The organism is Lysinibacillus sp. FSL K6-4013, from assembly GCF_038630435.1.
GTDB lineage: Bacteria > Bacillota > Bacilli > Bacillales_A > Planococcaceae > Lysinibacillus > Lysinibacillus boronitolerans.
The window spans coordinates 2678837-2699796 of the sequence record NZ_CP152031.1 but is presented as its reverse complement, the minus strand read 5'-3'; the positions used below and the strand labels follow the sequence as shown (position 1 = coordinate 2699796).

23 protein-coding genes are annotated in these 20960 nt (G+C 39.3%); 15 read left to right on the top strand and 8 right to left on the bottom strand.

Annotation, left to right across the window (positions count from 1 at the left end):
• Positions 1-9 precede the first annotated feature (9 nt).
• The 4 genes from glp to moaD are packed head-to-tail and all read left to right on the top strand — an operon-like array spanning position 10 to position 2490.
• Positions 10-1299 (top strand): gephyrin-like molybdotransferase Glp, encoded by a 1290-nt coding sequence (glp, locus tag MHB39_RS13425; protein WP_342544096.1) that lies wholly within the window; start codon positions 10-12, stop codon positions 1297-1299.
• On the top strand, positions 1269-1787 hold the full coding sequence (gene mobB, locus MHB39_RS13420; RefSeq protein WP_342544095.1) for a molybdopterin-guanine dinucleotide biosynthesis protein B: 519 nt from the start codon (positions 1269-1271) through the stop codon (positions 1785-1787). The genes glp and mobB overlap by 31 nt, the downstream gene beginning before the upstream one ends.
• Entirely contained in the window at positions 1784-2260 is a 477-nt protein-coding gene (locus MHB39_RS13415) for a molybdenum cofactor biosynthesis protein MoaE (protein WP_004230586.1), read from the top strand. The genes mobB and MHB39_RS13415 overlap by 4 nt, the downstream gene beginning before the upstream one ends.
• Positions 2257-2490, top strand: a complete 234-nt coding sequence (gene moaD / locus MHB39_RS13410) for a molybdopterin converting factor subunit 1 (RefSeq protein WP_004230585.1) — start codon at positions 2257-2259, stop codon at positions 2488-2490. The genes MHB39_RS13415 and moaD overlap by 4 nt, the downstream gene beginning before the upstream one ends.
• A 37-nt stretch (positions 2491-2527) precedes the next feature.
• Here moaD and modB read toward each other — a convergent pair whose 3' ends face one another.
• Both modB and modA read right to left on the bottom strand, forming a co-directional pair.
• Positions 2528-3184, bottom strand: coding sequence for a molybdate ABC transporter permease subunit (gene modB / locus MHB39_RS13405; RefSeq protein WP_036077255.1), 657 nt, complete (start codon positions 3182-3184; stop codon positions 2528-2530).
• A 3-nt stretch (positions 3185-3187) separates the two neighbouring features.
• Positions 3188-3973: a molybdate ABC transporter substrate-binding protein gene (gene modA, locus MHB39_RS13400; RefSeq protein ID WP_342544091.1), complete on the bottom strand. Its 786-nt coding sequence runs from the start codon at positions 3971-3973 to the stop codon at positions 3188-3190.
• Between the two features lie 162 nt (positions 3974-4135).
• Here modA and MHB39_RS13395 point away from each other — a divergent pair, with 162 nt between their 5' ends.
• The 3 genes from MHB39_RS13395 to MHB39_RS13385 all read left to right on the top strand — a co-directional run bounded on the left by MHB39_RS13395 (position 4136) and on the right by MHB39_RS13385 (position 6675).
• Positions 4136-5062: a helix-turn-helix transcriptional regulator gene (locus tag MHB39_RS13395; protein WP_016994593.1), complete on the top strand. Its 927-nt coding sequence runs from the start codon at positions 4136-4138 to the stop codon at positions 5060-5062.
• A 210-nt stretch (positions 5063-5272) separates the two neighbouring features.
• On the top strand, positions 5273-5917 hold the full coding sequence (locus MHB39_RS13390; RefSeq protein WP_016994592.1) for a TRIC cation channel family protein: 645 nt from the start codon (positions 5273-5275) through the stop codon (positions 5915-5917).
• A gap of 56 nt (positions 5918-5973) precedes the next feature.
• Entirely contained in the window at positions 5974-6675 is a 702-nt protein-coding gene (locus MHB39_RS13385) for an NAD-dependent deacylase (protein WP_342544090.1), read from the top strand.
• 30 nt (positions 6676-6705) lie between these two features.
• Here MHB39_RS13385 and MHB39_RS13380 read toward each other — a convergent pair whose 3' ends face one another.
• The 3 genes from MHB39_RS13380 to crcB (MHB39_RS13370) are packed head-to-tail and all read right to left on the bottom strand — an operon-like array spanning position 6706 to position 7759.
• A complete protein-coding gene (locus MHB39_RS13380; RefSeq protein WP_016994590.1) occupies positions 6706-7053 on the bottom strand; it encodes a hypothetical protein in 348 nt (115 codons plus the stop codon).
• Positions 7054-7067: 14 nt separating this feature from the next.
• Positions 7068-7397, bottom strand: a complete 330-nt coding sequence (gene crcB, locus MHB39_RS13375; protein WP_312124737.1) for a fluoride efflux transporter CrcB — start codon at positions 7395-7397, stop codon at positions 7068-7070.
• Positions 7394-7759, bottom strand: a complete 366-nt coding sequence (gene crcB, locus MHB39_RS13370) for a fluoride efflux transporter CrcB (RefSeq protein WP_339280046.1) — start codon at positions 7757-7759, stop codon at positions 7394-7396. The genes crcB (MHB39_RS13375) and crcB (MHB39_RS13370) overlap by 4 nt, the downstream gene beginning before the upstream one ends.
• A gap of 918 nt (positions 7760-8677) precedes the next feature.
• Between crcB (MHB39_RS13370) and MHB39_RS13365 the strand changes: the two genes are divergently transcribed.
• Entirely contained in the window at positions 8678-10420 is a 1743-nt protein-coding gene (locus MHB39_RS13365; RefSeq protein WP_036077244.1) for an ABC transporter ATP-binding protein, read from the top strand.
• Positions 10417-12153 carry an ABC transporter ATP-binding protein gene (locus MHB39_RS13360; protein ID WP_016994586.1) on the top strand — a complete coding sequence of 579 codons (1737 nt, stop codon included), beginning with the start codon at positions 10417-10419 and terminating at the stop codon, positions 12151-12153. Before MHB39_RS13365 ends, MHB39_RS13360 begins: the two co-directional genes overlap by 4 nt.
• Positions 12154-12199: 46 nt before the next feature.
• Here the strand turns inward: MHB39_RS13360 and MHB39_RS13355 are convergent, their stop codons facing one another.
• On the bottom strand, positions 12200-12568 hold the full coding sequence (locus MHB39_RS13355; RefSeq protein ID WP_016994585.1) for a hypothetical protein: 369 nt from the start codon (positions 12566-12568) through the stop codon (positions 12200-12202).
• A 195-nt stretch (positions 12569-12763) separates the two neighbouring features.
• On the opposite strand from MHB39_RS13355, the gene MHB39_RS13350 reads away from it, so the two are divergent.
• From MHB39_RS13350 to MHB39_RS13330, 5 genes are all read left to right on the top strand, one after another.
• Positions 12764-13267 (top strand): RNA polymerase sigma factor, encoded by a 504-nt coding sequence (locus MHB39_RS13350; RefSeq protein WP_016994584.1) that lies wholly within the window; start codon positions 12764-12766, stop codon positions 13265-13267.
• Complete coding sequence (locus MHB39_RS13345) at positions 13257-14261, top strand: anti sigma factor C-terminal domain-containing protein (protein ID WP_342544086.1); 1005 nt, start codon at positions 13257-13259, stop codon at positions 14259-14261. The genes MHB39_RS13350 and MHB39_RS13345 overlap by 11 nt, the downstream gene beginning before the upstream one ends.
• 175 nt (positions 14262-14436) lie before the next feature.
• Positions 14437-15192: an SDR family oxidoreductase gene (locus MHB39_RS13340; protein ID WP_342544085.1), complete on the top strand. Its 756-nt coding sequence runs from the start codon at positions 14437-14439 to the stop codon at positions 15190-15192.
• 58 nt (positions 15193-15250) lie between these two features.
• Positions 15251-15646 (top strand): MarR family transcriptional regulator, encoded by a 396-nt coding sequence (locus MHB39_RS13335; RefSeq protein WP_175400760.1) that lies wholly within the window; start codon positions 15251-15253, stop codon positions 15644-15646.
• A gap of 919 nt (positions 15647-16565) precedes the next feature.
• Positions 16566-17339, top strand: coding sequence for an IclR family transcriptional regulator (locus MHB39_RS13330; RefSeq protein WP_342544083.1), 774 nt, complete (start codon positions 16566-16568; stop codon positions 17337-17339).
• A 24-nt stretch (positions 17340-17363) separates the two neighbouring features.
• On the opposite strand, the gene MHB39_RS13325 is transcribed toward MHB39_RS13330, so the two are convergent.
• Both MHB39_RS13325 and MHB39_RS13320 read right to left on the bottom strand, forming a co-directional pair.
• Entirely contained in the window at positions 17364-18566 is a 1203-nt protein-coding gene (locus MHB39_RS13325; RefSeq protein ID WP_342544081.1) for an aminotransferase class V-fold PLP-dependent enzyme, read from the bottom strand.
• A 14-nt stretch (positions 18567-18580) separates the two neighbouring features.
• Complete coding sequence (locus MHB39_RS13320) at positions 18581-19669, bottom strand: Xaa-Pro peptidase family protein (RefSeq protein WP_342544080.1); 1089 nt, start codon at positions 19667-19669, stop codon at positions 18581-18583.
• Between the two features lie 294 nt (positions 19670-19963).
• On the opposite strand from MHB39_RS13320, the gene MHB39_RS13315 reads away from it, so the two are divergent.
• Positions 19964-20899: an LCP family protein gene (locus MHB39_RS13315; RefSeq protein WP_342544079.1), complete on the top strand. Its 936-nt coding sequence runs from the start codon at positions 19964-19966 to the stop codon at positions 20897-20899.
• Positions 20900-20960 lie beyond the last annotated feature (61 nt).

Sequence of the window (20960 nt, the reverse complement as noted above, 5' to 3'; positions counted from 1 at the left end):
GTGTGCCAAATGGTAGAAAAAAGACAACCAATTCCTGTGGCAGAAGCCGTTCATCGTGTAATGGACTATGCCTTTCAAGCAAAAAAGGAGCATGTGCCATTAACGCAAGCACATGGACGTTTTCTAGCACAAGCTATTAGAGCCGATCATGATGTACCTGCTTTTGATCGTTCACCGTATGATGGCTATGCCATTCGTTCCGTCGATAGTAAGGAAGCCTCATCACAGCAACCAGTCCGCTTTCAAGTTGTTGGAGAAATTGGCGCAGGCTATGTCTATGAAGACGTAGTTGGCGATCATCAAGCAGTCCGCATTATGACCGGGGCGCCGATACCACAAGGATGTGATGCAGTGGTCATGCTAGAATTAACCCAAACATTCGAAGAAAATCATCAAAAGTATATGTCGATTAAACGACCTTTTGAAGCAGGTACTAATATTTCCTATAAAGGGGAAGATGTGCAGCAAGGCGCAGTCCTCATTGAACAAGGCCAATATATTAACCCGGGTGTGATGGCCTTACTTGCTACTTTTGGCTACGAGCAAGTACCTGTTTATCGTAAAACAGTTATTGGTGTGCTTGCCACTGGTAGCGAATTACTAGAGCCAGGTGAATCTTTACAGCCAGGTAAGATTCGCAATAGTAATGCCTATATGATAATGGCGCAAATTGAGCGTGCTGGCGCAGAAGTAAAATATTTTGGCAAATTTAGTGACGATCTTGCGTTATGTATTGATCGTGTTGAAAAGGCCCTACAGGAAGTTGATATTTTAATTACAACGGGTGGCGTTTCTGTAGGTGATTATGATTATTTACCAGCTATTTACGAGGCGATTGATGCAAAGGTATTGTTTAATAAAATAGCGATGCGTCCAGGTAGTGTGACAACAGTTGCTGCTCGCCACGGCAAATTATTGTTTGGCCTTTCTGGTAATCCTTCAGCATGCTATGTTGGCTTTGAGCTATTTGTACGTCCGATTATACGTTCTGCATATGGGCATTCTCAACCACATTTACGCAGAGAGCAAGCGATTTTAGGGGCTGATTTTACAAAGCCAAATCCCTTTACACGCTTTGTACGAGCTCGTATCGATTATGAAAAAGGGAAGCTTGTAACTGTCCCATCTGGGTTTGATAAATCGAGTGCAGTTTCATCTTTAGCGACAGCCAATGCGTTCATTGTTTTACCAGGCGGCTCTAGAGGCTATGAAAAGGGTATGCAAGTGGATGTCCTTTTGCTAGAAGATTTGCAAGGAAGTGAGTGGCCTTGGGACAACATCGAAAAATCTTACAGATAGTTGGCTATCAAAATAGTGGGAAAACGACATTGATGGAGCGATTGATCAAGCAGGCTACAATGGAAGAGCTAAGAGTAGGAACCATAAAGCATCACGGACATGGCGGTGTACCGATGATCGAAACCTCGAAGGATAGCAGTCGTCATGAGCAAGCAGGCGCAGTTGTCACAGCAGTGGAGGGGGCGGGTACTTTACGTATGAGCATTCACAAAAATAGCTGGCAATTGGCTGAAATACTAGCGATCTATGATTCTCTTCCTATGGACATCATGCTGATCGAAGGGTATAAAAATGAACATTATCCTAAGGTTGTATTGCTGCGCACGCCTGAGGACCAAATACTGCTACAGCAAGTAACCAATATCCTCTGTGTGATTTATTGGCCAAGCTATCCACTCGATCCATTCCTAACAATCCCTGCTTTTTCGATTCATGATGAAACACAATATATGGAATTTTTATTGGCAGAAATGAGGGGAAAACGATGACGACAGCGTTATTTGAAATTATCGATCAACCAATAGATGTGGAGGAAGTAAGACAAAAAGTCCTTAGTCGAAATGCTGGAGCCATTACATTATTCATCGGCACAGTGCGCGAAATGACAAATGGTAAAAAAACGATGCATTTGGAATATCAAGCCTATCCAGCAATGGCGATTAAAATGTTTGAACAGATTGCAAAGGAAATACAAGAAGAGTGGCCAGAAGCAAAAGTGGCCATCACCCATCGTGTCGGTCATTTAGCTATTTCCGATATTGCCGTAGTGATTGCTGTGTCATCACCGCATCGTAAAATAGCTTACATGGCGAATGAATATGCAATTGATCGCATAAAACAAATCGTGCCCATATGGAAAAAAGAACATTGGGAGGACGGGACAGAGTGGATTGGTGATCAATTAGAAAATGTTCCCTATCCGCAAGGGAAACCAGCCATTCAGGAGGAGGAAAACCTGTGATTAACATTTTATTATTTGCCCACCTACAGGAAGCACTAGGTGAATCAAAGCTATCAGTAGAGCTGTCAGATGTGACAGTTGCGCAATTAAAAGAGTGGATGGAAAAGCGCTACCCTCAGCTATCATTACAACAGATCATGACAGCGGTTAATGAAGAATTTGCAACGGATACGACGATTGTCAAATCTGGCGACACAATCGCCTTTATTCCACCGATCAGTGGGGGATGAGCAAGAAGAGGTAGTTGGCTTGAGCCAACTACCTCTTTTATACTTTCAGGATATGAATACTAAGAAGCAAAAGGAAGGAAATAGCAATCATACACAAAACCCATGCCCAGGCAAGGGTCATGTTTCCAGAATCGATGGCCATATATATTGCTAGTGGTGTTGTTTGTGTTTTCCCTGGAATATTCCCTGCAAACATGAGAGTCGCTCCAAATTCACCCAAAGCTCGTGTGAAGCTTAGAATCCCACCAGAAACAAGTGCCTTTGATGCAAGGGGAATGGATACATAAAGAAAAACCTGCCATTCATTTGCTCCATCCACACGTGCCGCATTTTCAATATCTCGATCGACAGAGGCAAAGCCAGTTTTAGCCGATTGATACATTAATGGAAAGGCAACGATTGTAGAAGCAATGACGGCCGCCCACCATGTGAACATGATAGGTTGATCGAATAGCCAGATAATGAAATTTCCTAACATACTATTTTTCCCGAACATGACGATAAGCAGGAAACCGACTACTGTAGGAGGTAATACTAATGGTAATAGCAGCACCGTTTCTAGCACTAGCTTGCCTTTAAAATCATGAGTTGCCATCCATTTACCCATTAAAATCCCTGCTATAATAGCGATGATCCCTGCAACAAAGGCAATTTCGATCGAAAGCCTAAGTGGAGACCAAAAATCGGTACTCATCTTTTATTGAGCCCCTTTAAATCCATACTTTTCAAAGACATCCATCGCTTCATTACTTTGTAAGAAGTGATAAAAATCCTCCGCCTCTTGCGCATGCTTACTTGCCTTTAGAACACCTACAGGATAAATAATCGGTGCGTGCATCGCCTCATCGGCAGTTGCCACGACATTGACTTTATCAGAGACAAGGGCATCTGTTTTATAGACCATCCCAGCATCCACATTTTCTGTTTCTGTATAAGTAAGTACTTGGCGTACATCTTTTGTATACACTACTTTTGATTCGAGTGAATCCCAAAGTTGCATCGTTTTTAATGTGTCCACACCATATTGCCCAGCAGGAACCGTTTCGGGCGTACCAAGTGCAATTTTTCCTGCTTGTTGTAAATCTTCAAAGGATTGAATTTGCTTTTCATTGTTTTTAGGCACGATTAATACTAAGTCATTGGCTAAAAGATCCGTTCCTAGCTTTTGATCGATCATTTCTTTCTCTACAAGCGCATCGAATTTATCCTCCGCCGCTGAAAAGAAAAGGTCTGCAGGAGCCCCTTGTAAAATTTGTTGCTGTAATGCACCTGAACCACCAAAGTTATAGAGGATTTTGATTGTATCGTGTTGTTTTTCATAAATTGTTTTCAGTTCTTCTAAGGCATCCTGTAGACTAGCTGCCGCAGAAATCGTTAGTTCCACAGGTTCGTTTGTTGCCGCCTCTTTTTCTTGGTTACCACAGGCTGCTACTAGACCAACTAGTACGAACAGTGTCGCAAATAAACGATAAAATTTTTTCACTATAAATATACTCCTTTTATAACTCGTTATAACAAGACATAACTAATTATAATCAGATATAAATAAAAAAGAAAGTTAGTAAGGGTACAAAATGTCAAGATGTTCATAAGGCTATAAATACGTTACCATGAAAATAGAGGCTTATAGGAGGAGAACTTTTACATGTCACAAGAACAATCCTATACGATTGAAGAGGTTGCACAATTTTTAAAGGTTTCAAAATTAACAATTTATGATTTAGTGAAGAAGGGTGATTTGCCAGTTTTTCGCGTAGGCCGGCAAATGCGGGTAGATCGTGCTGACTTGCAAGCCTATATACAAAAACGGAAAACAGGTAGTACGCCAGCTGCTGCACAGGCTTCCATAGCTACTCCGACTAAAAATCATGCGAAAATTATAGTGAGTGGGCAAGATTTAGTGCTAGATATTTTAGCAAAATATATCGAGAAACGGCGTTCTTCAAAAGTATTACGCTCACATGAAGGTAGTTTTAATGGTGTGATGGCACTATATCATGGAGACTGTGATATTGCGAGCTTGCATATGTTTGATGGGGATACAGGAGATTATAATACCCCTTATGTAAAAAAAATCTTTGTCAGTCATGCCTTTGTTCTCATCAATGTTGTATCACGTAAAGCGGGTTTCTATGTTCAAAAGGGGAATCCGTTGGAAATTCGTTCATTTGAAGATTTTCAAACAAAGACATTCACATTCATCAACCGTGAGAAAGGCTCAGGTGCTCGTACTCTGTTAGATGAGCAATTGCGCATTCACGGTATCGCACCATCCACGATTGCAGGCTATGCCCATGAAGAAATGAGCCACCTCGATGTCGCCTCTGCTGTTGCCAATGGACGCGCAGATGTTGGGATAGGCATTGAAAAAATTGCCAAGCTTATTCAGGTAGATTTTATACCAATGGTCACTGAACGTTACGATATTGTCTTATTAAAAACACCAGAAAATCAACCACTCATCGATATGGTGAAGGAGATTTTAAAGACACCTGATTTCCAAGCTGAAGTAGCTGCATTAGGAGATTATGACGTCTCTTTAATGGGCCAAGTCATGTATGAAACGCTATAATCAAAAATTCATATTGAGTTTAATAAAAAAATCAATTACAATTCTAACTAGGAAATTTTATGGTCGTTGTGTCATTTAGTATGGCTCAGCCGCTATATTTTTTATGATACATGGTGAGATGGATAAATTAGTAGGTACTACTGCTAGGATATTAGCCCACCATAAAATAGCTTGCGTACTCAATGCGCAACTATTTTATGGTGGGCTTTTTTGTATAGTAAAAAGGAGATGGATGATGTGACATGGTCGGTATTACATATCATTGGTATTATTGCCTACGCCATTAGTGGAGCATTTGTAGCGTTACAGGCCAACTATTCTTTTATTGGCATATTTGTGCTTGGTCTGACAACGTCTTATGGTGGTTCCATTATCCGCAACGTTGTACTGGATATCCCTGTGTCAGATATATGGGAACGGCAATCCTTATTAGTCGTTTTAGTCACGCTGACGACCATTTTATTTGTCAAAAGGAACTGGATTCATCACTGGAACCGCTGGGGCTATTTCTTTGATTCGATTGGCCTAGCTTCTTTCGCAATACAAGGCGGATTGTTAGCAAAAAGCTTGCATCACGACCTCGGCATTATTATTATAGCGTCGATGTTTACTGGTGTTGGCGGAGGTATGGTGCGAGATTTGTTAGCTGGTAGAGCGCCGCTTGCATTACGAGAAGAAATTCATGCTGTCCTAACATTTGTATGTGCCCTTTGTATATGGTTAGGGTGGGACAGTCCGCTTGAATTGTCGGTCATAGTTATTTTTATAGTAGTGATTCGCATGTTATCGGTGAATAATAAATTAAAATGGAAGCTTCCTTTTAAACATTTCTATAACGATGCAAAGGAAAAATAGGTTGATTGTCGAAATAGGTGAAGGAAGCTTTTGTAATTCGAAAAAGGAGGGGTAAAATGGCAATAGAACGTTTACGTGAGTGGTTACTATCCTCAAATAATACAGTGATTCTAACAGGAGCGGGCATGTCAACGGAAAGTGGGGTTCCTGATTTCCGTTCAGCATCTGGTTGGTGGAAACAAATGGATCCAAGAACTGTCGCGACAACGGAAGCATTAACAGATCATTACTCATTATTTCATGAATTTTATAAAACACGTATCGAAAACCTAGAAAAGGTGGCTCCCCATGAGGGACATCATATACTAGCTGATTGGGAACGAAGAGGTCTAGTGTCTCTAATCGCTACTCAAAATGTGGATGGTTTTCACCAATTGGCAGGAAGTCAATCCGTCGAGGAGTTACATGGTTCGATCCGGTCTATTCGTTGTCATCGTTGCCAGCAGGCGGCTGTCATGGCAAGCTTCTTGAATAAGGCTAGTTGCGCCCATTGCGGTGGGAAACTTCGTCCAAATGTTGTGCTCTTCGGAGAAAGCCTACCACAAGCAAGTTGGCACCGTTCAATGGAGGCAATCAAAACAGCTGAACTTGTCCTTGTCATTGGAACGAGCCTTGAGGTATATCCCGTCAACCAACTACCTATGATGACAACAGGAAAAACCGTTTATATTAATTTAGATATTTCACAGCAGACCACCCCATTTGATCTGACAGTGAAGGGAAAAATAAAAGAAGTGTTGCAACAACTACAAATATAAAAAAGGCGCCCTTGCAAATTCAAGTGGCGCCTAAAACATTTGAGGTAGAAACTCCCTCATGAATCGTTGATTTTTTCGTAACCATATTTTCAAAATCATGCGATGTGTTAACAGCTTATGTCTTTTATTTGGCCTCGCCTTTGCTTCTATGAGGCTCTGTAAAAGAATACAAGTTTCAGTTGCAAAAGCTTGAGGCTCAACGAGAACATCCAGCTTGTAATCAATTAACTGGGCAGCCTGAACCTTGGCAAGTAATTGGGCAAATTGTGTATTCATAGTAGCGTAATTTTCTTCTAATTCTAGGTCAATCAATGAATAGAGCGTTTGCTCTATTTCAACTTCTAATTCCTGTAGTAACTCCTTTGATGGCTGTGTCACTAGTTCACCCTCTTTTATACGACTAGATAACCAATAGCTGCACAAAGTATGCCAATTAGCAAGGTACTGGCAATATAGCTAATGGCTTGTCTCCATTTTTGTTGTTCTATAAGCTGTAGACATTCAAATCCAAAAGTAGAAAAAGTTGTGTAGGCTCCTAAAAAACCTATGCCAATTAATTGCCATAACCAATCACTAAGATGTAGGGCAAATAAGAAACCAAGCGCAAAGGAGCCTGTACAATTAATAATAAAAGTGGCCCATGGATAGGGATGTACAAGTAATTTTCCTAAATAAAATCTAGAAAGAGCGCCAAAAAAACCACCAATTCCGACTAACATCATGCAATACGCCCCCTAGCAAATCGTATTCCCAGCCATGTGCAGGCTAATCCACCTAAAACACTTACTGTAACATAGAGTACAGCCTGTAGCCACTGGCTATTTTCTAGGAGTAATAGTGTCTCTAAGGAAAATGTCGAAAAGGTAGTAAAAGCTCCACAAAACCCTGTACCTATTCCTAGTATAATAGGTGTGCGTTTTATAAAAGAAGTAAAAAGCCATGCTAGGCAAAAGCAGCCTAGTAAATTTATAAACAGTGTTGTGAATGGAAATACTTCTGTATTTGGAACGGCGAGACTAAGGCTATATCGACAGATGGCACCAAGAATTCCACCAATTCCCACCGCTAGAAATGACCTCAACATAAAAACCCCTTACTGAAAATGACTATAAAGAAAGTGTATCATGAGACAAAAATTTTAGAAATATTTCAATTCAAGTTATGTCCCAAAATCGACTTTTAAAATGTATATAGTGTATAGAAAGGTATAAATGCTCACGAAATAATATTTCGAAATATTATATATGGAAAATGAAATAGATTTTATTACATGGACATTTCTTTATCCATCTTATGTGAATCCGCTGACGGAAAACCCGCTGACGGCTAAACCATAAACGGAAAACCCGACACTACTAAATAATAATTAACTAAATAATAATTAACTAAATAAATAAAGATGATGAGATAAGCATATTGAAGGAGTGCAACAGACGCAAAGAGAATATTCTATTGTCTGCTATTTGGTATCAAAATCACTAGTCTTGTATTTCAGTCTTTAGGTTAATGTCTGTGCCGTAGATTTATTGTAAGGTTATAGACAACACAGTAATTTTAAGCATGTTCTCCCTTTGTTTCCTTAGAGCATTTTAATGCTTTAAAGCGCTAACTATTTCCTGAAAATGATAAAAAATAACAGGGTGATAGTTGACAAATATTTCTATAGTGTGATAATCTTCAAGAACACTATAACAAATAAACTAAAGGAGGGCATGACAATGTTAATTTTATCAGTATCAAATTCAATCACAGTTACATACATTGTCCGTGCCTAACGCTTTATTTACTATTGCAGAACTAGGTATGGAATTATCCTGCCTTTTATAAGAGACACTTACTCTTTTAGGGTATGTGTCTTTTTTTGTGCAAAAAAGGTTGTAGTGCAAACAAAAAAGGAGTGTATGTATATGACAAAAACAGTTAGACGAATGATTTTCAAAAAGGAATTTCTAGAAAGTGGGTAGTTATCCACAACAGCACGGAGGAAAGAAGGTTATGATGTATGTTTGATGTGTTAAGTAAATTAGGCTGGTTCTTTAAAAAATACTGGAAGCAATATACGGTGGCCATTGTTTTACTAATGATTGCCAGTGGATTAGAGGTTGTCCCTCCCTATTTACTCGGTTCTATTATAGATCTATTGACTGCAGGAGAAATGACACCAGCTATTTTAACAAAGTATGTCTTGATTTTTATTGGAATTATTATTGGGGGCTATTTATTAAATTTTGTGTGGCAATTCCGACTATTTGAAGGGGCTATCAACCTTGAGAAAATTTTACGTCGTAATTTAATGCAGCATTTTTTACGCATGACCCCAACATTTTATGAGAAAAACCGTACCGGTGACCTGATGGCACGTGCAACAAATGACTTAAATGCCGTATCCATGACAGCTGGTTTTGGTATTATGACGTTGATTGATTCAACGATTTATATGGGCTTTATCATTTTTGCGATGGGCTATATGATTTCGTGGAAGCTCACATTTTTTGCCATGTTACCAGTCCCTATTATGGCGATCCTCATTCAATATTTAGGAAAAATTGTTCATGAGCGATATATGAAGGCACAAGATGCTTTTGGGGAGCTAAACGATAGTGTGCTGGAATCTGTAGCAGGAGTGCGAGTAGTGCGTGCCTATGTGCAGGAAAAAAAGGATGAGGCTAATTTTGCAGAGATGAGTGAAGTCGTGTATGCGAAAAATATTCATACAGCAAAAATCAATGCTTTATTTGGCCCAATTACAAAAGTTGGAACAGGCATTAGCTATGTTGTAGCACTTGGTTACGGGGCTCATTTAGTGGCAACAGAGACGATGACGGTTGGGCAACTGGTCACGTTTAATGTTTATTTAGGTTTGGCTGTTTGGCCAATATTTGCGATTGGTGAGCTCATCAATGTTATGCAGCAGGGGAATGCCTCACTAGATCGTGTGCAGGAAACCTTGAACTACGAGGCGGATGTTCGAAATATTCCGAATCCACAAATGATTGCGACACCAAATGCGATTGGCTTTGATGCCTTAACATTCCAATATCCGATGAGTCAGGTGAAAAACCTACAGCAGATTTCCCTTTCCTTGAAAAAAGGTCAAACCCTTGGCATTGTTGGTAAAACGGGGGCAGGTAAAACAACCTTCCTACGCCAATTATTGCGAGAATACCCAATCGGACAGGGACAGCTTTCCATTGACGGTATCGATATTACGGCTCAAACGAAGGAGCAGATCCTCGACTGGATTGGTTATGTACCACAAGATCATGTGCTATTCTCACGCACTATTCGTGAAAATATATTATTTGGGAAAGAAGATGCAACACAAGCAGAGTTGCAGCAGGCGATACGTGCCGCGTATTTTGAAAAGGATTTAGACAATCTACCAATGGGTCTTGAAACACTTGTTGGAGAAAAGGGTGTCTCTCTTTCAGGCGGTCAAAAGCAACGTGTGTCTATTGCTCGTGCTTTAATTAAAGATCCTGAAATTTTAATGCTGGATGATTCGCTTTCCGCTGTCGACGCGAAGACAGAGGCAAGAATTATTGAAAATATTCAGCGTGAACGTCAAGGTAAAACGACGATTATTACGACACATCGCTTGTCTGGTATTCAGCATGCCGATGTCATCATCGTACTGGATGATGGGCAAATTGTAGAGCAGGGAACACATGAGGAACTTCTTGCGCAACAAGGATGGTATAAAGAGCAATTTGACCGTCAGCAGCTAGAAGGAGGTGCCTCATGAGTACGAGTCAACGTTTAACACGCTATGCGATGTATTTTAAAAAGCCGATACTATTAGGCTTATTCTTCCTAACAATTGCCGTATTCACGGAGCTTGTTGGACCGTTTATTGCGAAACATATTATTGATAATTACATGACAATCGGTCATATAGAAATCAAACCGATTACATGGTTGCTCATTGTGTATTTACTTTTAGCCATTGCCACAGCCATATTACGATATTTTATGTATATTTATTTGCAAATTGGGGCAAACCGTGTCATCCAAAAATTACGTAAAGATGTCTTTGAACATATTCAAACTTTACCGATCCAATACTTCGACAATTTACCAGCGGGTAAAATTGTTGCGCGTGTAACAAACGATACAGAGGCAGTTCGGAATTTATATGTACAGGTTCTATCCAATTTTGTGACGAGCTTCATTTCTATTTTTGGGGTGTATATAGCGCTCTTTATTTTAAATTGGAAAATGGCAATGCTTGCTTTAACCATGATTCCAATTGTTTATGTATGGATGATTTTATATCGAAAATTTGCCTCTAAATACAACGATGTCATTCGTACAAAAATTGCAGATATTAATGCCATGATTAATGAATCCATTCAGGGCATGACAATTATTCAGGCGTTCCGTCGTGAGCAGCAAATGACGAAGGAATTTGATGACATGAATAATGAGCATTATGCGTATGAGCGTAAGCTGCTGGTGCTTGATTCAGCTACATCCTTTAACCTTGTGAATACGCTAAGACTTATCATGTTTACGGTCTTTATCTTCTACTTTGGTACACGCTCCTTTACAGCAACTGAAGTGATTACAGCAGGGACATTGTATGCATTTGTTGATTACTTAACAAAGCTATTTAATCCGATTACAAATATTGTAAATCAATTTTCACAGCTTGAGCGTTCACTCATTGCAGGCAAGCGTGTCTTCGAGGTGCTAGATACGAAAGGTGAACCTGTTTCTGAAAAGAGTATCCCACGATATAAAGGAAATGTGGTTTTCGAAGATGTGTCCTTTGCCTATAAAGATAATGAATATGTGCTGAAAAACCTGTCATTTGAAGCACATCAAGGTGAAACAATTGCCTTAGTTGGTCATACAGGTTCAGGGAAAAGTTCCATTATGAACTTGCTGTTCCGCTTCTACGACCCGTCAAAAGGCAAAATTACCATTGATGGCATTGATATTACCTCTGTTCCACGTCAAACGATGCGTGAACATATGGGTATTGTGCTACAGGATCCTTACTTATTTACGGGTACGATTGCATCCAATGTTAGCTTAAACAACCCGCGCATCTCTCATGAGAAAATAGTAGCTTCCTTAAATGCTGTCGGGGGAGAACGTGTTTTAGCTAATTTACCAAATGGCTATGAGGAGCCAGTTATTGAGAAGGGCAGTACCTTATCTTCAGGACAACGTCAGTTGATTTCGTTTGCACGTGCCCTGGCGTTTGATCCAGCCATTTTAATATTGGATGAAGCGACATCGAATATTGATACGGAAACGGAAGAAATTATTCAGCATGCAATGGATGTCCTGAAAAAAGGACGGACAACGTTTATTATTGCCCATCGACTTTCAACGATTAAAAATGCAGATCGTATCCTTGTACTTGATCGAGGAAAAATTGTAGAAAACGGCACGCATGATGAACTGCTAGCGCTTGGCGGAATTTATGACAAGATGTATCAAATGCAGGCGAACTCCTTACAACAATAGTAATAGCTAGAAAAGCCCCACTTCAACTGAAGCGGGGCTTTTCTATTTATCTTACATATTTGAAGACATTGACAAAGAATAACAGAACAGACAGCGCTACAGCAATACCACCACCGGACACAAAAAGCTCAAATAACCAGCGTGGTACATCCCAATACACCATCATCATGCCAACAAAAAGGAAGGGTAAACCAAGATTGTAAAGCCAGAATTGTGCTTTAGCGAGACCTGTCTCCGCAGCATTTTTATAAATCGAATAAATTAAACCAATGAATCCAGTAGTCAGCCAACCTACCACACCAATATGAGCATGTGTCGCTTTCCATTGAAGTTGAACCGTATAATGCATAAACAGGCCAAAAGCAAAAACAATCAATAAATAAAAGACTGAAACCTTTATCCATTTAGCACCCATTATCCACAACTCCTTTCTTGAAAGTGATTTTAGCTAGCTGCTACAGTATATTCTTGTCAAATTAAAAAGATGCTTGTATGTATTTGAAAATAAATGTAGTTGGTTTTCACTATACTAAAAAATTTAATGGTGAATTTTAGTAATATGTAAACTTTTCATGGAGTTCTGCGTTGTATAGGCAGAAGGGAGGTAGACATGGTACAACAATCAATGAATGCGTTTCTACAGCAAGCAGGAACGCTGCTATATCGTTATTTGAGAAAACGTGGATTAGCCCATGAGGATGCAGAAGATATCGTCCAAGATACATGTTATAAATTTTTATTACATAAAAATGGAATTCATTCAGATAAAGTAATGAGCTGGTTATATCGTGTAGCAACCAATCAATTTTATGATCTCAAGAGACAAGAAAAACGTCATCCAACAACAGAATTAGAGGAAGTTCAATTGACATCATTGATTCACATTCCTGAGATCCAAATGCTAAAAAAAGAAAAATTAAAGGACATACAAAACACGCTCGAAACGCTATCCATTTTACATCAGGAATTATTAATCCTGAAATATGAGCTGGGATTATCGTATAAGGAAATTTCAGCCTTGATGAATAAGAATGAAAACACACTCAAAACGCATGTCAGACGTGCTAGGGAAGAATTTACTGAACGATTTAAGGAGGATATTCATGATGAATAAAGAAGAAAATGAATTTGTATTTGATGATAGACAGACGAAAAAAATAATGAGAAAGGCCAGGTTTTGGTCAACAGTCAAAATGATTGGGATTACATTAATCGTTACCCCCATTGTGCTAATAGCATTATGGTATGGGTTGAGAACTTTATCGTTAAATAGTGCGCAAAAAGTAATGGATGATATTCATTTATTTAACGAAATAAGTGGGCCCAATGTCCAAATTAGTAATCAGGTTTATGACGATCATTTGCTGGGAGGGAAAATAACAACAACAACCTATAAGGTGCTTGGAGAGCAGCATCGGCCCTATATTTGGAAGCCTATCAAAAGCGATTATAATTTATTTGGAACGCTTACACGTACTGCCATTTCTAGCCCCATCCAAATAGAAGGTTCAGAATCACTGGCAGAAACATATCAATTCGAACGGTTTAATGACTACACAGGTGACCGAGAAATGTTTTTTTATCATCCAAAGATTTCCTACGACCATTATCAAGATAAGATTAGTGAACTGCGCCAATTGGAGAAAAATACTTTAGTAGAAATAGCTATTTCCTTTGATGATGCTTATAGTTTAGATGAAATTAAAAGCAAGCTACCTTCTGAAGTACAAGTAGATTGGTGGTGGGTGGATGCCTATACAGATGATACACTAGATTTTTTTAAGCGAGGACAGAATACGATTGCAGCCAATGGTCCTTACATTTACGGCTTCCAATCAGAGTCATCCAAACCAAAACCCCGACGCTCTTCAAACGACGAGGTTGAGACCTTTATTCGAAACATTGAGCTTCTTCGTAAAAGCAAGAACTTTGAGTGGGAAACAAACCAGGTTTATCAAGCTTTAGTAGGGGAAAATGGAAGCCTGGAGAAAAGCGATGTGAAAATAACTGGGGCTGTAGTCACTGGTACTCAAGAGCAATTGCAGTCATTACAAGGACAAACCTACATTAAAGGGTCTATATTTGGTGTAATATCAAATCAGAAATAGAGCACTGGAAAAGAGTAATCGGCACAATCATGTAGGAAAGATCAATTTAAGAAAAAGCTTATTTTGGATGAACCCTTCTCCAGAATAGGCTTTTTTATCTGAAGCAATTTAGTTTAAAAATAAATAGTTTAATGTTAAACTATTAACAGAGAAACAAGAAGGAGATGTTGTTGCAATGGGTAAACTACAAAACAAAGTGGTCATCATTACTGGCGGTGCAGGTGGTATTGGTAGTGGAATGGCAAAAGCTATGGTAAAGGAAGGAGCGATTGTTACAATTGTTGACTTAAATGCAGAAGCAGGCGAGGCAATGGCAAAAGAATTACAAGAAATGTCGCCAAAGTCTAGGTTTTTACAGGCTAATCTAATGGAACGCGACCAATTACCAAAAATTATTGATACAGTCGTAGAAAAATACGGTAAACTAGATGTGCTAGTTAATAACGCTCATGCTGCTAAACAAGTTACAATAGAAGAAACTACACAAGCAGATCTTGACTTGTCATTTGGGACAGGTTTTTATCCAACCTTCTATTTAATGCAAGCAGCACTACCGCATTTAAAAGAAACTAAGGGTAATATTATTAACTTTGCATCTGGAGCAGGCATTCAAGGTCATGAAACACAGGCTGCTTATGCCGCTGCTAAGGAAGCCATTCGTGGTATTTCTCGTGTGGCCGCAAATGAATGGGGACGTTTTGGTATTAATGTCAATATCATTAGTCCGCTTGCTGATTCACCAGGTGTACAAGCATGGGCAAAAGCACAGCCAGAGTATTATGAAGCGGTGAGAAGTAAAATTCCGTTAGGTCGTTTTGGTGATATTGAGCAAGATATCGGTCGAGTAGCTGTTTTCTTAGCTTCTGACGATTCTCAATACATTACGGGTCAAACGATTATGGTGGATGGAGGCTCACTAATGCTTCATTAATTCTCAGCGTTTGAGGAGGATTTTTTTGAAACAGACAAATATTTTTAAACTGATTCATATGATTGAACAGGTGAACAATGCGAATATTATACGTTTTACAAAAGCGTTCCCATATCCTTTAGGAATTTCACCAATTTTAGTTTTAAATGAGCTACATGTCAAAGGCCCTCAAAAACAGGCAGAATTAGCTGAAACAATCGGCTATACAAAAGGTGCGATGACGAGCATTGCTGAAAAGCTGGTCAAGCTTGGATTAGCAGAAAGACTATATGATCCATCCGACCGTCGCACCATTCGCTTACAAATTACAGATGAGGGTCAAAGTGCTTTAGCAAAGGCTCAATCTATCGGGAAAGAGGTCTTTGTACAGCTTTTTGAAGTATTAGATGATGAGGAAATTGCCCAATACTTGCGGATTCAAGAAAAATTAGTACAGGGTATCCAGCAGAAATAGCCATGTAAAAAATCAACCTACCTTTTAAGAGGTGGGTTGATTTTTCATTGTTTAGGCGGATTAGGTACGCAAACTGGTGGATAAAACTCAAAATGTGACGGATAGAAAGAGGAATCTAGCGGATAGCCTTCCTTTTTTGCGTGATAGAATGGCTCTAAGTGGATAGAATGTCCAAACTGGCGGATAAAACTCAAAATGTGACGGATAGAAAGGGGATTCTAGCGGATAGCCTTCTTTTTTTGCGTGATAGAATGGCTCTAAGTGGATAGAATGTCCAAACTGGTGGATAAAACTCAAAATGTGACGGATAGAAAGAGGAATCTAGCGGATAGCCTTCCTTTTTTGCGTGATAGAATGGCTCTAAGTGGATAGAATGTCCAAACCGGTGGATAAAACTCAAAATGTGACGGATAGAAAGAGGATTTTAGCGGATAGCCTTCCTTTTTGCGTGATAGAATGGCTCTAAATGGATAGGATGTCCAAACTGGTGGATAAAACTCAAAATGTGACGGATAGAAAGAGGATTCTAGCGGATAGCCTTCCTTTTTTGCGTGATAGAATGGCTCTTAGTGGATAGGATGTCCAAACTGGTGGATAAAACTCAAAATGTGACGGATAGAAAGGGGATTCTAGCGGATAGCCTTCCTTTTTTGCGTGATAGAATGGCTCTAAGTGGATAGAATGTCCAAACTGGCGGATAAAACTCAAAATGTGACGGATAGAAAGAGGATTCTAGCGGATAGCCTTCCTTTTTTTGCTTGATAGCCATGCTCAGCACAATCCGAATGTTCATATGAACTGCTTGAATTAAATAGTTTATTTAAAATCTAATTGTAAAATAGTTGAATTTATTGAAAATTGTCCGTGTTCATTTTATAATCAAAATACGGTTCTATTATAGAGACATTTGAGGTGTGAAATGACATTAAAAACATTAGATAACTCATTGGAGGTACTGAAATATTTTAATAAGGAAAATCCTACATGGGGTGTTCGTGAGCTAGCGAAAGAGATGGATATTAGTCACTCCATTATATATCGGATTTTAGCAACCTTCGAAAAACAAGGCTTTCTTATTCAAAATCCTGAGTCAAAAAAATATGAATTAGGGCTTCGCTTTTTAGAATATGGTCAGATGGTTAAAGATAAATTAAATCTTTCTGACTTTGTTTTACCAATTATGATCAACCTTGCAGATACCATCAAGGAATCCGTATTTTTAACATGGCTGGATGGAACAGATGGTGTCACAGTGGAAATAGCTGAGAGCTCTCAAACCATTAAGTTTTCGGTGTCGATTGGCACGCGGACACCACTACATATCGGGGCATCTTGTAAAGTCATCATGGCGTATCTACCTGAAGAGAGAAAAAAAGAAATCATGGAGCATGGGATGAAAAGGTTAACGCCTGAAACCATTACTGACCCTGATAAAATGTTAGCCGATTTAGAAAAAATACAACAGCAAGGCTGGTGCTTTTCAACGGGAGAGTACTCTCATTCCGTATTTGGGCTCGGTGTACCTCTTTTTAACAGTAAAAAAGAAGTCATTGCCTCTTTAACAATTGCTGGCCCTATTTATCGTAAGCCAACAGAGGAGAAGTTACCTGATATGGTGAATGTTCTTCAATATGGAGCGATGAATATTCAACGGTATTTCGATCAATACAGCTTTAAATTATATCATGAATAAGCATGAAAAAGAGGCTCAAGATAGTTAATGTCTATCTTGAGCCTTTGCTTGGATTTCTCTCATGATGGATACAGCTGTGTCGATTTCTTCAAACGTATTAAAATAGTGTGGTGAAAAACGTGCCATTTTAGTAATCTGATTGCGTTCCATAATGGTATTCGCCATAAATGTGCCAGCTTCAATGATGACCCCTTGTTCTGCTAAAGCATTGGTTAGCTCATCTGGTGACAGCCCTTCAATGTTAAACGGCGTAATCGATAATCGATGAGTACTATTTTGAGGACCATATAAGACAATGCCTGGAATGGTGGCAAGCTGTTCAATTAAATAGTTTGTTAGCTGCTTTACACGATCATATATGTGGTGGATACCAATATTGTTCGCATAATCAATAGCTGCCCCTAATCCGAAAATACTTGGAATGATCGGACAACCTGGCTCAAAACGTTTAGCTGTTTCTAAAAATGAATAGGCATTGTTCTGATAATCCCATTGGGTGCTGCCCCAGCCAATCATAATAGGCGTCAATGTTGGAATGAGTGCTTCTCGTACATATAAAATACCTGATCCTTCAGGACCGCGTAGCCATTTTCGTCCACATGCAACTAGAAAGTCACAGCCAAGCTCGGCAACATTCATCGGTGTTAAACCAAGTGTTTGATTGGCATTCATCAATGTTAGTACATTGTGTTGCTGGGCTAGCTGACATATTTCTTTGGCAGGCTGGAGTGCCCCAGCAGCATTGGACATATGGGCAAAGGCAATCAATTTTGTTTGTGGTGTGATGAGTTGCTCAAGTGCATTTAAATCTACCATATATTCATCATTGGTTTTTAACACTTTCAGCTGAACCCCTTGCTGCTGAAGGGCAAGCCAAGGCACATAGTTACTCAACATTTCTGTGTCGAGCACTATGACCTCATCTCCCTGTTTCCATTGCAAGCCCCCTGCGACATAATTAATCGCCACTGAACCGTTTGGCACAAAGGCAATTTCCTCTTTTGTTGCGCCGATGAACAATGCGGCTTTTTCTCGAATACGCTCTACTTGCGCATACGTTTCTTGACGAAAAGAGGGCAGGTAGGGACCAATACTTGCTTGTTTTTGGAGATAGCTAGTCATTGCATCCACGACTGGCTGTGGCATGGCAGATGCAGCAGCTGTGTTTAGATATATATAGTGTTCAAGTAGCGGCATATCCTGTTGTATTTTCCTCATATCGATCATTGTACACACCAACCTTATAAAATGATTAATTCTTTCGAATAGGTCATTAAATTTTTGTAACCATCTTCTGTAACAATTAAATTATCCTCGATACGAACACCACCAACATCCTGCACATAGATACCTGGCTCCACGGTAAAGGCCATGCCTGGCTTTAACACTAGCTGATTACGCTGCATCATATAAGGCTCTTCATGTGCACTTAAACCAATGCCGTGGCCAAGTCGGTGTGTGAAAGAATTGCCATAGCCGGCATCGCGAATAATGTCTCTTGCCAGATCATCAATGGCATGAGCTGTCATACCTGGTTTTATGGCTGCTATGGCTGCTTCATTTGCTTGCTTCACAATGCTATAAATTGTTTTGAGCGTTGGAGAAACTTCTCCTAAAGCAACTGTTCTAGTCATATCCGCCACATAGCCCTTATAAATCGCGCCAAAATCTATGACGATTAATTCACCTGTCTCTATTTTCTTTGTGCTCGCTCTACCATGAGGAAGTGCACCTCGATAACCAGAAGCAACAATGGTTCCAAAAGGTGTTCCCTCTGATCCACGTCGTCTCATTTCATATTCTAATTGGGCTGCGACTTCCATCTCTGAAATACCAGCTTGAATAATCGGTAATGTGGCTGCAAGACTTTCTTCGACAATCTGTACAGCCTGACGCATGAGGGCTATTTCGTGTTCATCTTTTTCCATACGTATATCACGAATGGTTTCACCGATATCACATAAAGTGTCATATGTAAGGTTTTCGATAGCTTTCTGTTCCTTCACGTGCATGGTTTCAAACTCAACGGCAAGTGTCTGCGCTGTTCCTAGCTCTTTTTTTAGTTGCTGGATGGCCTGTGACGGTCCTTCCTCATCCGAATAGGATAAGATTGTCCCTCCATTACCCAAGTCAACTTTTGTTAATTCTACTTGTGGAACGAGAAAGTATAATTGATGATGAGCAGTAATAGCGACTACTGTTAGGCGTTCACTTTGCTTTAACTGAAGACCTGTAAAATAATACATGTTTGACCCTGGCACTAGCACTGCTACATCAATTGTCTGTTGCTGCATACGGGAAACGAGCTGCTCTCTTCTTTTTTGAAACATTGAGTGATTCCTCCTAAAAAAACGTTTCTATTATAGAGACGTTGTATCTGAAAAATAGTATATATCAACAATAATGAATTTTCAATAAATTAAGATAGCATCATTTTGATAGAGGGAAATGAATGTAAAAGGAAGATAATTGACAAATGAGGGAATAGTATGTTGTAAATTTAGTAAATACTAGTGTACGTCTTTTTTTCGTTCATTATGCATATAAGTAGACTAGATAAACTTTTTTCCAACTTAATACGTCAAAAAGAGGGGCAAAATTGTTAAGCAAGAAAGGACTTATGTATGGAAAAAAACATGAAACGCTCAAAAGAGAAAAAGAGCAAGAAAAAATTATGGCTGTGGATTGTTGGTAGCCTATTAGCAATTTTTTTAATTTTTATAGGTACTGCCTACTTTACCATCCAAAAAACTATGAATAAAATAAATACACCACTTATTCAAACAACAGATGCAGCACAACCAGAAGAAAAAACAGTGATTAAAAAAGATCCCTTTTCGGTTCTAATGCTTGGGGTCGATGAACGAAAAGATGATAGTGGTCGTTCCGATACCATGATTGTAATCACTGTGAATCCTGAAAAGCAGACGATGAAAATGCTTAGTATACCCCGTGATACTCGAACAGAAATCGTTGGACATGATACAGTAGATAAGATTAATCATGCCTATGCCTTTGGAGGCGTCCCGATGGCTGTGGATACGGTCGAAAATTTTTTAAATATACCCATTGATTATTATGTGTTTATTAATATGGAGGGCTTTTTACAAATTATTGATACGCTGGGTGGCGTAACAATCGATAATGATATGGATTTAACCTTTGACGACTACCATTATCCAAAGGGAGAAATCACATTAGATGGTAATGAGGCCCTTATTTTTTCTCGTATTCGTTATGAAGATCCTCGAGGTGATTTTGGACGCCAAATTCGACAACGTCAAATCATTGAAGCGGTGATGAAAAAAGCCTCCACACCATCAACATTATTAAAAGCAACCGATATGTTGAATGTACTAGGTGACAATGTTCGCATGAATTTTTCAGTGAAGGATCTTATTCAGCTGCAAAGTATTTATAAAAAAATGGATAAGGATATTGAGCAGTTATCGTTCGAACAGGGAGACGGTGAAAGGATTAACCGCATTTGGTACTATATTCCGAATGAGGCAGAGCTTCAAAAAATACAAACAGATTTAAAAAACCATTTACAAAAGTAAGTAAGCAAGTTGCTTACAAATGTCGCATACTAGTTGTAAACTTTTTGGCCACGAAGGGAGG

Coding starts and splice junctions, on each gene's coding strand:
- glp (WP_342544096.1), top strand. CDS start 10: ATGGTAGAAAAAAGACAACCAATTCCTGTGGCAGAAGCCGTTCATCGT.
- MHB39_RS13415 (WP_004230586.1), top strand. CDS start 1,784: ATGACGACAGCGTTATTTGAAATTATCGATCAACCAATAGATGTGGAG.
- modB (WP_036077255.1), bottom strand. CDS start 3,184: ATGAGTACCGATTTTTGGTCTCCACTTAGGCTTTCGATCGAAATTGCC.
- MHB39_RS13395 (WP_016994593.1), top strand. CDS start 4,136: ATGTCACAAGAACAATCCTATACGATTGAAGAGGTTGCACAATTTTTA.
- MHB39_RS13385 (WP_342544090.1), top strand. CDS start 5,974: ATGGCAATAGAACGTTTACGTGAGTGGTTACTATCCTCAAATAATACA.
- crcB (WP_312124737.1), bottom strand. CDS start 7,397: ATGATGTTAGTCGGAATTGGTGGTTTTTTTGGCGCTCTTTCTAGATTT.
- crcB (WP_339280046.1), bottom strand. CDS start 7,759: ATGTTGAGGTCATTTCTAGCGGTGGGAATTGGTGGAATTCTTGGTGCC.
- MHB39_RS13365 (WP_036077244.1), top strand. CDS start 8,678: ATGTTTGATGTGTTAAGTAAATTAGGCTGGTTCTTTAAAAAATACTGG.
- MHB39_RS13360 (WP_016994586.1), top strand. CDS start 10,417: ATGAGTACGAGTCAACGTTTAACACGCTATGCGATGTATTTTAAAAAG.
- MHB39_RS13355 (WP_016994585.1), bottom strand. CDS start 12,568: ATGGGTGCTAAATGGATAAAGGTTTCAGTCTTTTATTTATTGATTGTT.
- MHB39_RS13350 (WP_016994584.1), top strand. CDS start 12,764: ATGGTACAACAATCAATGAATGCGTTTCTACAGCAAGCAGGAACGCTG.
- MHB39_RS13345 (WP_342544086.1), top strand. CDS start 13,257: ATGATGAATAAAGAAGAAAATGAATTTGTATTTGATGATAGACAGACG.
- MHB39_RS13340 (WP_342544085.1), top strand. CDS start 14,437: ATGGGTAAACTACAAAACAAAGTGGTCATCATTACTGGCGGTGCAGGT.
- MHB39_RS13335 (WP_175400760.1), top strand. CDS start 15,251: ATGATTGAACAGGTGAACAATGCGAATATTATACGTTTTACAAAAGCG.
- MHB39_RS13330 (WP_342544083.1), top strand. CDS start 16,566: ATGACATTAAAAACATTAGATAACTCATTGGAGGTACTGAAATATTTT.
- MHB39_RS13325 (WP_342544081.1), bottom strand. CDS start 18,566: ATGATCGATATGAGGAAAATACAACAGGATATGCCGCTACTTGAACAC.
- MHB39_RS13320 (WP_342544080.1), bottom strand. CDS start 19,669: ATGTTTCAAAAAAGAAGAGAGCAGCTCGTTTCCCGTATGCAGCAACAG.
- MHB39_RS13315 (WP_342544079.1), top strand. CDS start 19,964: ATGGAAAAAAACATGAAACGCTCAAAAGAGAAAAAGAGCAAGAAAAAA.